Genomic DNA, 16623 nt, shown 5'->3' with positions numbered 1-16623 from the left:
GTGTTGGCACGCCCTCTCCCTGACGAAAGAGGGCGAAAGACCTTATTTCACCGTCCAGCCTTTATAAGTGCCGACATTTTGTTTATCGATCAGAGTGACCGGGATCAGCACCGGCTCTTTTGGCGCGGCTTTGCCCTGCAAAATGTCATAACCGATTTCCACCGCGCGGGCCGCCATCACCTGAGGATCCTGTGCCGGGGTCGCAACAAACAGTGAGTTTTTACGTTTCAGCGCTTCTTCACCGTCCGGGCTGCCGTCAACGCCAACAATAAAGAACTCATTACGTTGTGCCTGTTTTGCCGCCAGATCGGCGCCGATCGCAGTGGGATCGTTAATCGCAAATACACCATCGATTTTCGGATTAGCAGCCAGCAACGAGGTCATAACTTCCAGTCCGCCTTCACGGCTGCCTTTGGCGTTCTGGTTATCCGAAAGCACTTTAATATCCGGGTGGCGCTTAAACTCGGTCTGGCAGCCTTCAACGCGGTTCTGTACAGCGGAAACCGGCGGCCCGTTGATGATCACCACATTGCCTTTGCCTTTCAGACGATCGGTAATGTATTTGCACGCCATTTCACCCGCCTGGGTGTTGTCGGAGGTGATGGTCGCATCAGCCCCTTCTGCCGCCACATCGACTGCGACAACCACAATGCCAGCCTCTTTCGCGCGTTTTACCGCCGGGCCGATGCCTTTCGAGTCGGCAGCATTGAGGATGATCATGTCGACTTTCGCGGCAATAAAGTTATCGATTTGCGCCACTTGCTGACCGAGATCGTAGCCGCTGGAAACCAGCGTGACTTTGACCTTATCGCCCGCCAGTTTCCGTGCTTCCAGCTCCGCGCCTTTGGTGATCTGCACGAAGAACGGGTTCGCCAGATCGCCCACCGTGACGCCGATGGATTTCAAATCTTTGGCCTGCGCAAATGGCGCACTGGCCAGTAACGCGCCAGCGCAAAGCGCAGTGACAAGAGGTTTAAGACGCATGCTGTAATCCTCGCTTCTGTTTTGTAGGGTATTGTTATGCTGCCTGATGATGCCGGGTACGGTATTTGTCGATCAGCACCGCAATGATGATCACCGCCCCTTTGATCACCAATTGCCAGAAGTAGGAGACGCCCATCAGCGTCATCCCGTTATTCAGCGTGGCGATAATCAGCGCCCCCACCAGCGTGCCGGTGATGGTGCCAATGCCGCCCACAAAGCTGGTGCCGCCGAGGATCACGGCTGCGATAGCATCCAGCTCATAGCCCATGCCAAGGTTGCCGTTGGCACTGTACAGGCGCGAGGCGCTCATCACCCCACCCAGTCCGGACAGCAAGCCGCTCATGCCGTAGACAAAAAGCAGTACCAGCCATACCTTGATGCCGGTAAGGCGCGCGGCCTGCATGTTGCCGCCCACTGCATAGATATGTACCCCGAGCGTGGTGCGGCGCAGAATAAACCAGCACAACGCCACCACCGCCAGAGCAATCACCACCAGCCAGGGAACCGGGCCAAGATAGTCGTTGCCCACCCACTCGAAGCTGATATCTGAATTGATCACCGTCGTGCCGTCGGCCAGCAGGTAGGCCGCACCACGTAGCGCCGTGTAAGTGCCGAGTGTGACAATAAAGGGTGGCAACCCGGCAAACGCCACCAGTGCGCCGTTAAATGTGCCAAGCAGCAGACCGAGCATCAGCGCCGCTGGCACCGAGAGCATGGCGAATTCGGGGATCAGCGACACCACCATGGCCGCCACGGCCGTGGTGCCGAGGATCGAGCCGACGGAGAGATCGATACCGCCTGTCAGAATGATGAATGTCATCCCCGCTGCCAGCACGATGTTGATCGATGCCTGGCGGGTAATATTCAACAGGTTGCTTTCAGTAAAAAAGTTCGGCGCAACAAAGCCGAAAACGGCGACAATCAGGATCAAAATCGGCAGGATGCCGACCGTTTGCATCAGATCGCCCATCAGCATCTTTTTGGCGGAGGCCGATTTAGCGGCCTCTACGGCTGTCGTGTCTTTGGAGTCAGTCATGCGATACCGCCTGGTGATGAGATTCGTTTACGCCGGTTGCCAGCGTCATAATGTTTTCCTGGGTGATGTCGCCGTGGTGCAGTTCGCCCGCAATGCTGCCTTCACGCATGACATAGACACGGTCGCTCATGCCCACAATTTCCGGCAGTTCGCTGGAGATCATCAGGATGGCTACGCCCTGGCGCGCCATCTGGTTCATGATGCGGTAGATTTCACTTTTTGCGCCGACATCGACGCCGCGTGTTGGTTCATCCAGGATCAGGATGCGTGGGCCAATAGCCACCCAGCGGGAAATCAGCAATTTTTGCTGGTTGCCGCCCGACAATCCACCCGCCCGAACCTGTGCATGCGGCACGCGAATATTCAGTAATTTGATGGCATCATCCGAAATGGTCTGCGCCTTTTTACGGTTGAGCATGCCCCATGCGGCATCACGCTCCAGCGTCGCCATGGTGATGTTTTCCTGCGCTGCCAGTTCCAGAAATAAGCCCTGCTCTTTGCGGTTCTCTGTCAGGAAACCAATGCCAAGATCGATGGCGGCGCGCGGGGAATGGATCACCACCGGTTCGCCATCCACTTCGATCATCCCGCCCGTTGCTTTGCGCACGCCAAAGATCAACTGCGCCAGCTCCGAACGACCCGCCCCGACCAGACCGGCAAGGCCGACTATCTCGCCGGAACGTACCTGCAAACTGACCGGCGAAATCTTTTCGCCATCGGTCAGGTTATGCACTGTCAGCCGCGGGCTGCCGAGAGGAATATCGCGCTCTTTATTAAACAGGTCGCTGAGCGGGCGACCGACCATCATTCGCACCAGCTCGGACGCGTTCAGCTTGTCGCGGGTCAGGCCGCCAACGTACTGCCCGTCGCGCAGTACGCTCACGCGGTCAGACAGCTCATACACTTCAGCCATGCGGTGGCTGATATAGATGATCGCCATTCCTTCATCGCGCAGGCGCAAAATGAGTTCAAACAGGCGATGGGTTTCGCGGGAAGAGAGCGCGGCAGTGGGTTCGTCCATGACCAGGATACGACTCTTGCGATGCAGTGCACGGGCGATTTCCACCTGCTGTTGCTCCGCAATGGTCAGCTTCATCACCCGGTCGGTGGCTTTAAAATGCGCGCCGAGGCGATCGATCACCGCCTGCGCCTGCGCGGCCATCTCTTTACGCTGCACCAGGCCGCCACGGGAGAGTTCGCTGCCGAGGAAAATGTTTTCGGCGACGGTGAGGTTGGGGGCCAGCTGCATCTCCTGGTAGATCAAGGTAATGCCTGCTGCCAGCGCATCTTTTGGCCCCTTGATCACATAGGGCTGGCCGTCAATCAGGATCTCGCCACTGGTGGCGCTATACGCACCGGCAAGGATCTTCATCAGCGTGCTTTTACCGGCGCCGTTCTCACCCATTAACGCGTGGATTTCACCGGGCCAGACCGTCAGATCCACCCCTTTGAGTGCGTAAAACTTGCCGAACGCTTTGGCAATATTGCGCATCTCCAGCACGGGCATGTTGCTCATGTCCTGGCTCCTCAGAAGAACGATATCCGCACTTCATCACACGTTGGTAAATGCAAAATGTCAGAAGCTGTTCATATTTGTCATAGTGATGTTACGCAACCGTGCTGAACCCTATCCGGAGCCCTCATGCCGTATCGTGCAAGCCCCTTTTTCGCCAGCGCCCGAGGGCGGCTGTTGTTCTTCAATTTGCTGGTGGTCGCGGTCACGTTAATGGTCTGCGGGGTGGCGGTACTGGGGTTTCGCCACGCCAGCCAGTTACAGGAGCAGGTACAACAGCAAACACTGGATGATATGACCGCCAGTATGAATCTGGCGCGTGATACCGCCAGCGTCGCCACGGCCGCGGTTCGGCTGTCCCAGGTTGTGGGGGCGCTGGAATATAAAGGGGAAGCGGAGCAACTGAAGGCGACGCAAGGCGCACTCCAGCACGCGTTGAGCCAACTGGCGAATGCGCCACTGGCCTCGCTGGAACCGCAACTGGTGGCGCAAATCACCCGGCGTAGCCATGAACTACAACAGAGCGTAACCGACATGCTACAACGCGGGCAGCGCCGCCACCTTGAGCGCAACGCGTTGCTCAGTTCGCTGTATCAGAACCAGAGTTATTTACGTCATTTACAGGATCTGAATGCCCTTAATGGTCGCAACGTACCCGACAAGCGGCTGCTGGAGGAGATGGACCGGTTAATGATTGCGGCGATCCAGACACCCTCGCCACGGCCGACGATCAGGCAACTGAGCGACATTATGGGTCAGTTGCCCAATGAGGCGAGCGAGCCGGCAGTGGCATTTATTTTGCCGGATTTCAGCGCCGAGTTGCGGAAGCTTGAGCCGCTGTCGCGCCAGCTGGAAGAGAGTGATTTAGCGATCAGCTGGTCAATGTTTCATATCAAAGCGCTGGTGGCACTGCTGAATAGCGATATCAACCGCTATGTTTTTGCCGTGGCACAGGCCTCAGAACAGCGCACGGCGCAAAGTCATCAGGAGATGCGCTCCATCATCATTTTTATCAGCGTGTTTGCGCTGTTGGCGCTGGTGATCACCGGTTTCGCCGGGTGGTATATCTACCGCAATCTGGGGTCTAACCTGACGGCGATCTCGCGCGCAATGTCGCAACTGGCGCGCGGCGAGCAGGATGTCTCCGTGCCGGCCTTGCAGCGGCGCGATGAACTGGGCCAGCTGGCTCGCGCGTTCAACGTTTTTGCCCGTAACACTGCGTCACTGGAGCACACCTCAAAGCTGCTCAAAGAGAAAAGCACGCAGCTCGAAACCACCTTCCTCGCCATGCGAGACGGGTTTGCCTTGTTCGATAATCAGGGGTGCCTGGTGGTATGGAACCCGCAATATCCCTTGTTATTGGGGTTAACGGCGCACGCGTTGCAGCGCGGTCAGCATTATCAAAGCCTGCTCCAGCAGCTTGCTCCTCTGCCAGCGCATGTACAGGATAATCTTGCCCGCCCGTTACCTAAAACCCAGGAACTTCGCCTGGTGGATAATCGTACTATTGAACTGCGTTTCAGCCCGGTTCCGGGACGCGGCATGGTCAATGTGGTCCTGGACAGAACGGAACGTAAAAGCCTGGAAGAAGCGTTGCTGCATAGCCAGAAAATGAAAGCGGTCGGGCAACTGACCGGTGGACTGGCGCATGATTTCAACAACTTGCTGGCGGTGATCATCGGCAGCCTCGAACTGGAGCAGCCAGGTTCGCCGCGGATTTCTCGCGCGCTGAAAGCAGCGGAACGCGGTGCATTGCTTACGCAGCGCTTGCTGGCATTTTCCCGTAAACAGTCACTGCATCCGCATGCAGTAGAGATGCAGCCATTGCTGGAGAATCTGGGGGAATTATTGCGCCACTCGCTGCCTGCGACGTTAACGTTGGACATTGAAGCTCAGCATCCGGCCTGGCCTGCGTGGATCGACGTGGGGCAACTGGAAAACGCCATTATCAATCTGGTGATGAATGCCCGTGACGCGATGGAAGGGCAAAGCGGGACGGTGAAAGTACGCACCTGGAATCAACGCGTGACCCGTAGCGATGGACGCAAGCAGGATATGGTGGCGCTGGAGGTTATCGATCATGGCTGCGGAATGTCGCAGGAGGTGAAGGCGCAGGTATTTGAACCCTTCTTTACCACCAAGCAAACCGGTAGCGGCAGCGGTCTGGGGCTGTCGATGGTCTACGGTTTTGTGCGCCAGTCTGGTGGCCGGGTAGAGATCGAAAGCGCACCGGGGCAGGGCACTACTGTACGATTACAACTGCCGCGCGCTGCCGTGCAGGCAGTCGGCCATGTTGAGGCTTTACCAATGCAGGCACACGATACCCGCGACACGCTGGTACTGGTGCTGGAAGATGAAGCTGATGTGCGACAGACGCTCTGTGAACAATTGCACGAGTTGGGGTATTTAACACTGGAAGCGGAAACCGGCGAACAGGCGCTGCAACTGCTGGAGGCCTCACAGGAGATCGGCATGTTAATCAGCGATCTGATGCTGCCGGGGCGTTTAAGCGGCGCAGAGGTGATTGCGGTTGCGCGTCAGCGCTATCCACACTTGCCGTTGTTGTTGATCAGTGGCCAGGATCTGCGCCCGGCGCAGAACCCTGCGTTGCCAGATGTGGAACTGCTACGTAAACCTTTTACCCGTGGCCAACTGGCGCAGGCATTGCGGCGAATCGCCGCATAAAATACGCACACCTTTAATTGTGGTTCCAGCCGGAAAAAATAAGAGCGGTAGTTATTTCTGGTGATGATCTTCACAGACCTGAGCGTAATGTTCTTGCTCATTTCTCCAACGGCCGATAAATTAGATTGAAAGGATTGCTACTTATTTAAGGCTAAACCTGAAATCCGCATATCTCTCTTTTTTGAGAGATTTGGATTTCAGGTTTTTTTTGTATTTATTCATCATGAATAAATATATTTAGAAGAGAATTATTAAACGGGAATATAAAGGGAATTCACTATGAAAAAGTGGTTGTACTGCGGAATGCTTATTTTGACTTCATTCTCCAACTTTGCCCGCGAGACAACACTCACGCTTCTGCATACGGGCGATACGCACGGGCGGGGCATGAGTGAAGAGGGAATAGGCTATGGAAAAATCAGCGCTTATGCAGAGGCGATGAGAAAAAATAATCACCCTGTACTGTTGCTGGATGTCGGCGATGCGGTCAGCGGAATCGCGATGACAGATTTATCCCTGGGCGTTGCAAATATTACCGCCATGAATTACATGCGCTATGATGCATTTACACCAGGTAATGCGGATTTTATCTTCGGCGGTGAAGTGTTGCGGACATTAGATAAAAAAGCGAATTTTCCTTTTGTCTCGGCAAATGTTTATTATCAAGGTCAACAAATATTTAACCCTTTTGTCATTAAGAATATTTCCGGAGTGAATGTAGGAATTATTGGCGTTACTCCCCTCAATGCAATGGTGGCGACAACAGACAATAAATTAACCGGATTCGAGGTGAGCGATCCAATAGCGGCAATTAAGACCACCGTTGCCCTTATCAAAAATAAAGTGGATGTGATTATTGTGATGGCGCATTTGGGCAAGGTTGATCCTGATGTCAATATCGGCAAATTGCTGGCCGCGGTACCGGGCATTGATGTGCTTGTTGATGGCCACGATCACATTGAAGTGCCCGACGGCACGCGAATCGGTAACACCATAATGGTGAATGTCGGGCAGTATGGCCGCTTTCTTGGCGAGCTAACCCTTACCCTGAAAGATAAAAAAATAGTGGCCTGGCGCGAACGACTGCTGGATAGGACAGCACTGGCCGCAGTGACTACAGAGAGCCATGTAGAGGCATTTATTCAGCAGCAGCGGGCGAAAAGTGCGGCAACGCTGAGCGAGGTCGTCATGACATTGCCTTTTACGCTGGACGGGCAGCGTGAACATGTCCGTTCAGGGCAAACTAATCTTGGTATGTTGCTGGCCGATGCGCAGCGGGAACATGCCCGCGCTGACATTGCTTTTACCGTCGGGGCTTTCTTGCGAGACAGCATTCAGGCCGGCCCAGTTTCGTTAGGGCAGTTACGCAATGCACTGCCATTCACCCTTCCGCTCGTAACGCGTGACATGAGCGGGCAGCAGATCAAAGATTTTATCGAGCATAATTACACTGATCGGCAGGTGATTTCTGGCGCGTATGCACACGTTAGCGGTATGACGTTTACGGTGGATTTCAGTCGACCAGTTGGCGACAGAATGACGCAGATTCAGGTGAATGGCGCACCGCTGGAGAGCAGCAAAATCTACCGGGTCGCCTGCAATGAGCAGGTGAGCGACTACGGTATCCGGCAGGTGCCAGTCCGCGATCGTTACGAGGTGACGATGGCCTCGCTGCTGGCCGATTACGTGAACCGTCACACCGCGCTACAGCCGCCGGCGGCGCGCATTCACGTGGCGCGTTAGCCGTCAGGGATTTGAGAATCCTCCGCTACTCGCCCGCTGAGTGGTGAATTACCGTAGCGCCAGTCCCCTTTTGAGACGGGTTTTATGAAACGTTACGCGACAGCGCTGTTATTCGGCGCACTCTCTCTCAGCGCTCAGTTGGCCCATGCCGATATGATTGATGATGCCATTGGCAATATTCAGCGGGCGATTGGCGATGCTTACAATACCGATAACAGCAACCGTGACGACAGTTATCGGGAAGATAGTCTGCGTCGCGACAATCGCGAGCGGCGGTATGAGGAACGTCGCAGGCAGCTGGAAGACCGCCGCCAGCAGCTTGACGATCGTCAGCGCCAGCTCGATCAGGAGCGACGCCAGCTTGATGATGAACAGCGCAGACTGGAAGACGATGACGATCGCTAACCGCTTATGCCGGAACGCGAACGCGCAAACCCAAACGTGCCGGAACGACATCTTCCAGAATCGCAACCAGTTGCGGATCCATAAAGTGGTATTCGTCGGGAATATCCAGCACGTGTACCGGCTTATGCTGCATCAGGCGGCCAAAGTCGGCCATAATCCGGCTTTTGTGATGTTCTTCCATCACACAAATTACGTCAGCCCAGGAGAGAATAGCGGGCGAGACGGTTTTTCTTGCCTGGCGTTGTGTGCCAGCGGAGCGGGCATTCAGCCCTGGATAGCGACGAAAAACCTGCTCAGCCGTTGGGCTGCGCCACTGGTTTCGGCTACAAATAAAAAGCACATTCATGGCAAGTCGATACTCATTTATGCCGCGTAGTGCAAATAACTGCCTGATCACACGCGGGTATTAAAGACCCCGTTGCGTTATGCGCAACAATTTTTAGTGCGAGTCTGTACGCTTTATCCCTCAAACTACCTCTTTACAGGCTGCGTCTTCTTGTCCCGGTTCCTGCGGGAAATAACCGGAATGAATATATCCATATTGTGCGGTCTAATCCAGCACAATCCGCATGCCATCATAACCTGCTTCAACCCCCGTCGGCAGCGGGTTTTGCATCATCCATTGATCAAAGACATGACTGATATGCGTTAGGATCACACGCGGGCAGCCAATAACCGCATTCAGCGCCAGAACGGTGGTTAAATCGCTGTGATTTTTCGGCGTTTCCGGGCGTGGTTCATAACTACAATCTATGATAACCACCTGCGGACGATTATTGAGCAGGAACGTCAATGTCTTATTCGGCAAGCCCGCCGTGTCGGTTAACCATGCGACCCTGCTGTGCGCGGATTCCAGCAAATAGCCAAACGTGAGTTTTGAGTGGTTTAACGGCAGGGGGGTCACCTGCAAGCCTTGCAGATCAAAGACCACAAAAGGTTCGACGGTGTGGCTGAAATCCAGCAAACCAGGGTGCCTGAACAGATCGTCGCAACCCTGTTCGTCCGGTGGGCCATACACCGGGATTTTATCGCCCACACCCCAGCGCAGTGGGAATAAGCCCTGAACATGGTCCATATGGTAGTGGGTCAGCAGGAATTGCTGAAAGTGACCCGCAGGAAAGTTATCCATCAGGTCGGGGATCCCCGCATCAAGCAAAGTGATCGCGTCATTGAACTGCACGGCGGCGCTGCAGGGCTTACGGCGATGTGCGACGTTCTGGCGCGCACGGTGGCAGGCGGCGCAGTCGCAACCAAACACCGGCACCAGCTGTGCGCCGCCAGTGCCGGTAAGGGTGATGGTTAAGCTCATACGACCTCTTACAACGGTTGAGAAAACGTCATCAACGCAGCGTCACTGCGTCGGTGTCATTACGCACTTTTCCCTTGTTGCGCGCGTATCATCGTAATCAGTCCTTCGACTGACTGTAGCAAACTTCCATCATTGTTAAGCGTCAGGCAGCCTGAAGGATGATAACGCGCGGCGCGCTCCAGGCGGGCGGCGATTTCCGTTGCATTTTCCCGACCGCGCTGCTGCAGCCGCTGTCGCAAAATGTCCGGCGACACTTGCACGTTCACCGGCATTAACCGATCTCCGTACTGTGCCAGCGCCTGTGGCAGATGCCCGCGCGAGCCATTGACCACCACATCAAAACCCGTTTGCAGCCAGAGATCGATCTCTGCGCCAATGCCATAGTAAAAGCCATTGGCATGCCAGCTAAGGGTAAACAGATGCTGCTCGGCGCGCGTAAAAAACTCTTTTTCGCTCAGCGCGATATGGTTTTCACTGCCTGCGCTGGCCGGGCGCGTAATATAACGGTGCGCGACCAGCAATTGCGGGTGTTCACGACTGCGTAGCGCCGCCAGCAGTGAATCCTTTCCCGCGCCGGACGGCCCCATCAGCCAGATCAATCTGCTCATCAGAACACCCTTATTCCCTGGCGCCAGACATGGTCGATATGCACATGATCGCCTTTGTGATGCGCGAGTACCAGGTCAGCCCGTTTCCCTTCGCCAATCACACCGCGATCGTGGAGGCTCAACGCCTGCGCCGGGTTTTTCGTCACCAGACGGATCGCCTGCGGCAACGTGAAACTGTTCTCCTCGTCAGCAGCAATGCGAAACGCTGCATCCAGCAGGCTGGCAGGGTAGTAATCGGACGACAGCACATCCAGCAGGCCAAGCTCCGCCAGCTTATGCGCCGCCACGTTGCCGGAATGAGAGCCACCGCGCACGATGTTTGGCGCGCCCATCAGAATACGCATTCCATGCTCACGGGACGCCTCCGCCGCCGCAAAGGTGGTCGGGAACTCGGCGATAAGTGTGCCTAGCTGATGTGATTCCACAACGTGTTCGCGGGTGGCATCATCATGGCTCGCCAGCGGCAGATTGCGTTCACGACAATGGGCAGCAATGGCCATGCGGTTGGGCTGCGACCACTGTGCTGCCAACGCCAGCTGCTCTTGCTCAAAGAGGTCCATCTGCGCATCCGTCAGGTGATATTTGCCTTGATAATATTCACGGTACTTCGCGTAACTGGCGTACTGACGCTGGCCTGGTGAGTGATCCATCAGCGATACCAGCGTGACCGGTTCACGGTCGACCAGCTTTTCAAACAGCGGCAGTGTGGTGTGATGGGGGAGTTCGCAGCGCAAATGCAGGCGGTGTTCCGCGCGGTTCAGGCCGCGTTTTTGCGTCTCTTCTACCGCGTTGATCATCTTTTCCAGACTCTCCAGCCGATCGCCGCCGTCGCGTACATCGCCAATGGCCACCGCGTCCAGCACGGTAGTGATCCCACTGGCGACCATCAGCGCATCATGGCTGCTCATCGCCGAGTGCGCGGGCCAGTCCACTTTTGGACGCGGAGTGAAGAACTTATCCAGATTATCGGTATGCAGCTCTATTAGCCCTGGCAGCAACCAGCCGCCGTCGCCATCGTGCGCGCCCGGCTGGCGGCTCTGCGTTTCGGCGAACGCGCGGATCACACCCTCGCGGACTTCCAGCGATCCCTTCACGACCTCGTCTTCCAGGATAAGTTGTACGTTGTTGATGATCATGCGTGAGTTCCCATCGGATACAGACGGTCAGCAACGCGTTCCCGCACCGTGCCATCGTGAAAAATGCCCACAATTGCCGCCCCGCGCGCTTTCGCCTGTGCGATCAGTTCCACCACAGCGGCGCTGTTTTTTTCGTCCAGCGAGGCAGTAGGCTCATCAAGCAGTAAAATGGGGTAGTCGACAATGAAACCACGGGCGATATTGACGCGCTGCTGCTCTCCGCCGGAAAACGTTGCCGGGGCGAGATGCCATAAACGTTCTGGTACATTCAATCGGGTGAGTAGCTGCCCGGCTTTCTGAGCACAGACCTCACGAGGCACGCCCTGTTCAAGCAGTGGCTGCATCACCACATCCAGTGCGCTGACCCGGGGAATGACCCGTAAAAATTGGCTGACCCAGCCAATGGTGTGGCGGCGCACTTCCTGCACTTTGCGCGCCGGCGCGTGTACCAGGTCGACCCATTCCTCGCCATGCCGGACATGAATATGCCCGGCGTCGGGTAAATAGTTGGCATACAGCGAGCGCAACAGCGTCGACTTGCCGCTGCCGGAGTGACCATGCAGCACCACGCATTCTCCTGCTTCTACACTCAGCGAAGTTTCACGCAGTACCGGCAAACGTACGCCGTGTTGATGGTGCAGGACAAAGGTCTTGCTGACATTTTCCACACGCAAAACAGTCATCGGACGCTCCTTAATTTTGTAAGACCGAGGAGACCAGCAATTGGGTATAAGGATGATGAGGATCGTCGAGCACGCGGTCGGTTAACCCACTTTCCACCACCTGACCCTGTTTCATCACCAGCAGGCGGTTTGCCAGCAGGCGCGCCACGCCGAGATCATGGGTGACCATTACCACCGCAAGGTTCATTTCCACCACCAGACTGCGCAGCAGATCCAGCAGTCGCGCCTGTACGGACACATCCAGCCCGCCAGTCGGTTCATCCATGAACACCAGTTTGGGCTGGGTGACGAGGTTGCGGGCGATCTGCAGGCGCTGCTGCATGCCGCCGGAAAAAGTGGTGGGCAAATCATCTATACGGGAGGGGGGGATCTCGACATCGCTCAGCCACTGCTCCGCCGTGGCGCGGATCGCGCCGTAATGCCGGGCCCCTTTCGCCATAAGGCGCTCGCCAATATTGCCACCAGCGGAAACCTGCCGACGCAGACCATCGAGTGGGTGCTGATGGACGACGCCCCACTCGGTACGCAACAGGCGACGGCGCTCGGCCTCACTCATCGCATAGAGTGAGCGGCCCTGATAGATAACATTACCCTGCTGGGGCGGCAGGCGGGCTGAGAGAGCATTCAGCAGCGTGGTTTTACCGGAACCGGACTCGCCGACAATGCCCAGTACTTCGCCTGGCCATAAATCAAACGACACATCAGTAAAACCTTTACCCGGGGCGTACAGATGTGAAAGTTGGTGCACCGAAAGCAGCGGTTGGATCATTTACGTAAAGCCTCGCTCTGTTGGCGGCAGTAGTCAGTATCCGAGCAGACGAACATCCGTTTTCCGGTATCATCCAGCACCACTTCGTCCAGATAGCTGTGGATCGATCCGCAAATAGCGCAGGGCTGATCCCATTTTTGCGGCGCAAAGGGGTGATCCTCAAAGTCGAGACTGACGACGGGGGTATAAGGTGGCACGGCATAAATGCGTTTTTCGCGCCCGGCACCAAACAGCTGCAGGGCAGGCATCATATGCATTTTGGGGTTATCAAATGCCGGAATGGGGGACGGATCCATGACGTAGCGGTCGTTCACTTTAACGGGCCAGGCGTAGCGGGTGGTGAAGTTGCCAAAGCGGGCGATATCTTCATACAGCTTCACCTGCATAACACCGTACTCTTCCAGTGCGTGCATGGTGCGGGTTTCGGTTTCTCGAGGCTCGATAAAGCGCAGCGGCTCCGGGATAGGTACCTGATAAATGAGGATTTGATCATTGACCAACGGCGTTTCCGGAATGCGGTGTCGGGTCTGGATCAGCGTGGCGTCGGTGGTGCGTTCGGTGGTTTCCACCCCCGTTACGCGACTGAAGAACTGGCGAATGGAAACCGCGTTGGTGGTGTCATCCGCGCCCTGATCGATCACCTTCAACACGTCGTCTTCACCGATCACGCTGGCTGTGAGCTGAATACCGCCCGTGCCCCAGCCATAGGGCATGGGCATTTCCCGCCCGCCGAACGGCACCTGATAACCGGGTATCGCCACCGCTTTCAGCAGCGCACGGCGGATCATGCGTTTGGTCTGCTCATCAAGGAAGGCGAAGTTATAGCCAGTCAGCGCGTTAGCCACGGTGCTTCTCCTGTTGCAGTTGGCGCAGTAAGTCCAGTTCAGCCTGGAAATCAACGTAATGGGGAAGTTTGAGGTGTGAGACAAAACCGGCCGCTTCGACATTATCGGCATGTGCCAGCACGAACTCTTCGTCCTGTGCCGGGCTGCGCACCGGTTCGCTGTATTCGGCGGTTTGCAGGGCGCGGTCAACCAGCGCCATTGCCATCGCTTTACGCTCGGTCATGCCGAAGACAAACCCGTAGCCACGGGTAAAATGCGGCTTTTCATCCTCAGGTGCGACGAAACCGTTGACCATTTCGCACTCGGTTATCAGCAATTCGCCGATGTTGACTGCAAAACCCAGTTCTTCCGGCACGATATGGACATCGACATAGCCACTGCGGATCTCCCCTGCAAAAGGGTGGTTGCGCCCGTAGCCGCGTTGCGTGGAGTAGGCCAGCGCCAGCAGGTACCCTTCATCGCCACGCGCCAGTTGTTGTAACCGCGAGGCGCGTGAGCAGGGATACACTGGCGGTTGACGGGTTACGTCATCCGGTGTGGCACCGCTGTCGTGCTCCGCTTTCGCCAGCCCTTCATTGACCAGCAGGCTAAACACATGTGGTGTGCTCTCTTGCGGGCATGGTGCGGCTTTCTTCAGCGGCGGCGTTTCACCTTCGGCGAGCAGGGCAAAGTCCAGCAACCGGTGGGTGTAATCATAGGTAGGGCCAAGTAACTGGCCGCCGGGAATATCTTTATAAACGGCGGAAATACGGCGTTCTAAACGCATGTTGGCGCTGTCGACGGGTTCACTCACAGCCAGACGCGGTAACGTCGTGCGGTAAGCGCGCAGCAGAAAGATGGCTTCGACGTTATCGCCGCTGGCCTGTTTTAGCGCCAGTGCGGCTAGCTCACGATCGGCGATGCCACCTTCGGTCATCACCCGATCGACTGCCAGATGCAACTGTCCGGCGACTTGCCCGACGCTAAGTTCGGGCAGTTCACTGTCGCCACGGCGTTTATGTTCCTGCAGAGCGTGGGCGGCAGCTATCGCCTTTTCGCCCCCCTTGACAGCAACGTACATCAGCACACCTCCACAAGTGTGGTTCTGGGGATGGCCAGCGCCCGGTCGCCGCAGGTCAGGATCACATCAATACCGGTCGGGAACGAATGCGGGCGGTCGGTAAACTCATCGGTAATGCATTCCGGCAGTTGCGGCGCAATCATGCGCTCCTCAAGAATGCCCGGGCCAGTCAGGCGCAGCATGCGCCCGCCGCTTAATCCCTGAAGTTGCAAAATTAGCGTGGCGCTGGTTTCGGGGCTGAAGGCGGTGCCGGTCGGCAGTGCGCTTAGTTGCCCGGCGCTCAGGGTGTGATCGGCGACGGCAAAGAGCGACTGCTGCGGTTGATCCACCAGGGGCGCGTTGGTATGAAAGCGCAGATTCTGGCGCACCAAATCATGACTCAGCGCGCCGGAGATCCAGATTGGCGTGTCGTTATCCACCAGCGTCAGCAGTACGCTGGTGGAAGCCGCACCCAGCGGCGGCCAGCCATGTTTCAATTGCGGCAGCGAGACGATAACGCCAGGCTCGCTCATGGCTTTTAGCAGACGGCGAAAACAGTGTTGAGCATCATGAACAGCGGATGCGAATGCGGGTTGTAAGGTCATGCGTTATCTCCGCGAACCAGGGTAAAAAAGTCGACCCGGCTGGCGTTGACTTCGGCCTGGCGTGCCTGAAGGCGCGCGGCACGGTCCGCTTCCAGCGGGACAATAAGGGTTTCCATCAGGGTTGGGTAATGCTCGGGTTCCTGTAGCAATGCATCGCACACCGCGCAGCGTTCGGCATGACCTTTATCGCGGCCAAGCACCCAACTGAAGCCGAGCTGACCGCTACCGAGTTGGACGACAGCGCGGGTTAATGTGGCATCGCCAGGGAAAAAACGATCGCCGGTCGCGCCCATACGTGCCTGGATCTGCACCAGCCCGGTTTGCGGCGCGCGAACAAACTCATAGTCCGGAGCCAGCCCGAGCGTGCGCATTCGTGCCCGCAGCATCTCCGGAGTGGACTGGGCGAGCGCCGCCATCCAGCGCTGGCGAGTGGAGGTATCAAAATGCATTCAGTGCTCCATGGTGAATTCGATCATGTCGGCACGCGTCAGGCTTACGGAGTATTCCGTGGCATTGATCTCGCCTTCACGATGATTAAGCGTCCGCACGCAAAGCAGCGGCGCCATATTCGGGATCTCCAGCCAGCGGCTCTCTTTCGCCTGTGCGCGTCGTGCGCTAATGCGCGTCTGGGTGCGTTTCAGGTCAATGGCGGCGTGCTCGCGCAGAAAGTCGTGCAGCGAGCCGCTGTCGAACTGTTGCAGCAGCGGCCACAGCGCCATGTCGGAGAAGTAGTGGTCAATCAGACACAGGGCGATGCCATTGACCCGGCGGCGGGTGCGCAAATGAATAACGTTATCGCCCTCCTGCACTCCCAGCGCGTCGGCGACGTGACTGGAGGCCGGGCGCAACACTGCCAGCAGACGTTCGCTGGTGGGATGGCTTCCCTGATCGAGTAAGTTCTGGCTGAAACGCGCCTGTGCATTGAGCGGGTAATCGAACGGGCGCGTAAGCACCATAACGCCCACGCCCTGACGGCGCTGGACCCAGCCTTTTTCCACCAGTTGATCAATGGCGCGGCGTAAGGTGTGGCGGTTAACCTCAAAGCGTGCGGCCAGTTGCTGCTCAGCGGGAAGCCAGTCGCCGCAGCGATAGTGGCTGCGCAGTTCTTGCTCAAGCCTGGCGGCGATCTCCTGGTAGCGTGTTGGGTAACTGGTCGGATGTCTGGATAAGTGCATGGTCATCAAAGCCCCGCAGGCCACAGAAAGTGTGCCCTTATGCTGAGGGGGAAATGTTGCATTTGGGTTATGCGTGGATTGCGCGGGG

The 16623-nt window shown here is 56.7% G+C and carries 17 protein-coding genes; 3 read left to right on the top strand and 14 right to left on the bottom strand.

Annotation, left to right across the window (positions count from 1 at the left end; translation table 11 throughout):
- Positions 1-42: 42 nt before the first annotated feature.
- From ACUY4S_RS21315 to ACUY4S_RS21305, 3 genes are read right to left on the bottom strand one after another with little or no spacing between them, the layout of a single operon-like run.
- Positions 43-984, bottom strand: coding sequence for an ABC transporter substrate-binding protein (locus tag ACUY4S_RS21315; protein WP_312690318.1), 942 nt, complete (start codon positions 982-984; stop codon positions 43-45).
- A gap of 34 nt (positions 985-1018) precedes the next feature.
- The gene (locus tag ACUY4S_RS21310) at positions 1019-2020 is read right to left on the bottom strand and encodes an ABC transporter permease subunit (protein WP_458022819.1); all 1002 of its coding nucleotides are present in this window, start codon (positions 2018-2020) and stop codon (positions 1019-1021) included.
- Entirely contained in the window at positions 2013-3536 is a 1524-nt protein-coding gene (locus ACUY4S_RS21305) for a sugar ABC transporter ATP-binding protein (protein ID WP_458022821.1), read from the bottom strand. The genes ACUY4S_RS21310 and ACUY4S_RS21305 overlap by 8 nt, the downstream gene beginning before the upstream one ends.
- Positions 3537-3662: 126 nt before the next feature.
- On the opposite strand from ACUY4S_RS21305, the gene ACUY4S_RS21300 reads away from it, so the two are divergent.
- From ACUY4S_RS21300 to yjdP, 3 genes are all read left to right on the top strand, one after another.
- Positions 3663-6218 (top strand): ATP-binding protein, encoded by a 2556-nt coding sequence (locus tag ACUY4S_RS21300; RefSeq protein WP_458022822.1) that lies wholly within the window; start codon positions 3663-3665, stop codon positions 6216-6218.
- Positions 6219-6497: 279 nt separating this feature from the next.
- Entirely contained in the window at positions 6498-7961 is a 1464-nt protein-coding gene (locus tag ACUY4S_RS21295) for a bifunctional metallophosphatase/5'-nucleotidase (protein WP_458022824.1), read from the top strand.
- Between the two features lie 84 nt (positions 7962-8045).
- The gene (yjdP, locus tag ACUY4S_RS21290; RefSeq protein ID WP_312690308.1) at positions 8046-8366 is read left to right on the top strand and encodes a DDRRRQL repeat protein YjdP; all 321 of its coding nucleotides are present in this window, start codon (positions 8046-8048) and stop codon (positions 8364-8366) included.
- 4 nt (positions 8367-8370) lie between these two features.
- Here yjdP and ACUY4S_RS21285 read toward each other — a convergent pair whose 3' ends face one another.
- From ACUY4S_RS21285 to phnF, 11 genes are all read right to left on the bottom strand, one after another.
- On the bottom strand, positions 8371-8712 hold the full coding sequence (locus tag ACUY4S_RS21285; RefSeq protein ID WP_312690306.1) for a low molecular weight protein tyrosine phosphatase family protein: 342 nt from the start codon (positions 8710-8712) through the stop codon (positions 8371-8373).
- 204 nt (positions 8713-8916) lie between these two features.
- Complete coding sequence (gene phnP, locus ACUY4S_RS21280; RefSeq protein ID WP_312690304.1) at positions 8917-9675, bottom strand: phosphonate metabolism protein PhnP; 759 nt, start codon at positions 9673-9675, stop codon at positions 8917-8919.
- Positions 9676-9734: 59 nt separating this feature from the next.
- Complete coding sequence (phnN, locus tag ACUY4S_RS21275) at positions 9735-10286, bottom strand: ribose 1,5-bisphosphokinase (protein ID WP_312690510.1); 552 nt, start codon at positions 10284-10286, stop codon at positions 9735-9737.
- The gene (phnM, locus tag ACUY4S_RS21270; protein ID WP_458022825.1) at positions 10283-11419 is read right to left on the bottom strand and encodes an alpha-D-ribose 1-methylphosphonate 5-triphosphate diphosphatase; all 1137 of its coding nucleotides are present in this window, start codon (positions 11417-11419) and stop codon (positions 10283-10285) included. The genes phnN and phnM overlap by 4 nt, the downstream gene beginning before the upstream one ends.
- Positions 11416-12102 carry a phosphonate C-P lyase system protein PhnL gene (gene phnL, locus ACUY4S_RS21265; RefSeq protein WP_458022826.1) on the bottom strand — a complete coding sequence of 229 codons (687 nt, stop codon included), beginning with the start codon at positions 12100-12102 and terminating at the stop codon, positions 11416-11418. Before phnL ends, phnM begins: the two co-directional genes overlap by 4 nt.
- Before the next feature lie 10 nt (positions 12103-12112).
- Complete coding sequence (gene phnK / locus ACUY4S_RS21260) at positions 12113-12871, bottom strand: phosphonate C-P lyase system protein PhnK (RefSeq protein WP_458022827.1); 759 nt, start codon at positions 12869-12871, stop codon at positions 12113-12115.
- Positions 12868-13716, bottom strand: a complete 849-nt coding sequence (locus ACUY4S_RS21255; RefSeq protein ID WP_458022828.1) for an alpha-D-ribose 1-methylphosphonate 5-phosphate C-P-lyase PhnJ — start codon at positions 13714-13716, stop codon at positions 12868-12870. The genes phnK and ACUY4S_RS21255 overlap by 4 nt, the downstream gene beginning before the upstream one ends.
- The gene (locus tag ACUY4S_RS21250; protein WP_458022829.1) at positions 13709-14776 is read right to left on the bottom strand and encodes a carbon-phosphorus lyase complex subunit; all 1068 of its coding nucleotides are present in this window, start codon (positions 14774-14776) and stop codon (positions 13709-13711) included. Before ACUY4S_RS21250 ends, ACUY4S_RS21255 begins: the two co-directional genes overlap by 8 nt.
- A complete protein-coding gene (gene phnH / locus ACUY4S_RS21245; RefSeq protein ID WP_312690292.1) occupies positions 14776-15360 on the bottom strand; it encodes a phosphonate C-P lyase system protein PhnH in 585 nt (194 codons plus the stop codon). The genes ACUY4S_RS21250 and phnH overlap by 1 nt, the downstream gene beginning before the upstream one ends.
- Positions 15357-15809 carry a phosphonate C-P lyase system protein PhnG gene (gene phnG / locus ACUY4S_RS21240; protein WP_312690290.1) on the bottom strand — a complete coding sequence of 151 codons (453 nt, stop codon included), beginning with the start codon at positions 15807-15809 and terminating at the stop codon, positions 15357-15359. The genes phnH and phnG overlap by 4 nt, the downstream gene beginning before the upstream one ends.
- Positions 15810-16535, bottom strand: coding sequence for a phosphonate metabolism transcriptional regulator PhnF (gene phnF, locus ACUY4S_RS21235; protein ID WP_312690508.1), 726 nt, complete (start codon positions 16533-16535; stop codon positions 15810-15812).
- Positions 16536-16623: the final 88 nt, after the last annotated feature.

The sequence above is a fragment of the Kosakonia beeri genome, assembly GCF_054165705.1.
The sequence above is the reverse complement of the archived record's forward strand: the minus strand, read 5'-3'. Positions and strand labels throughout refer to the sequence as shown.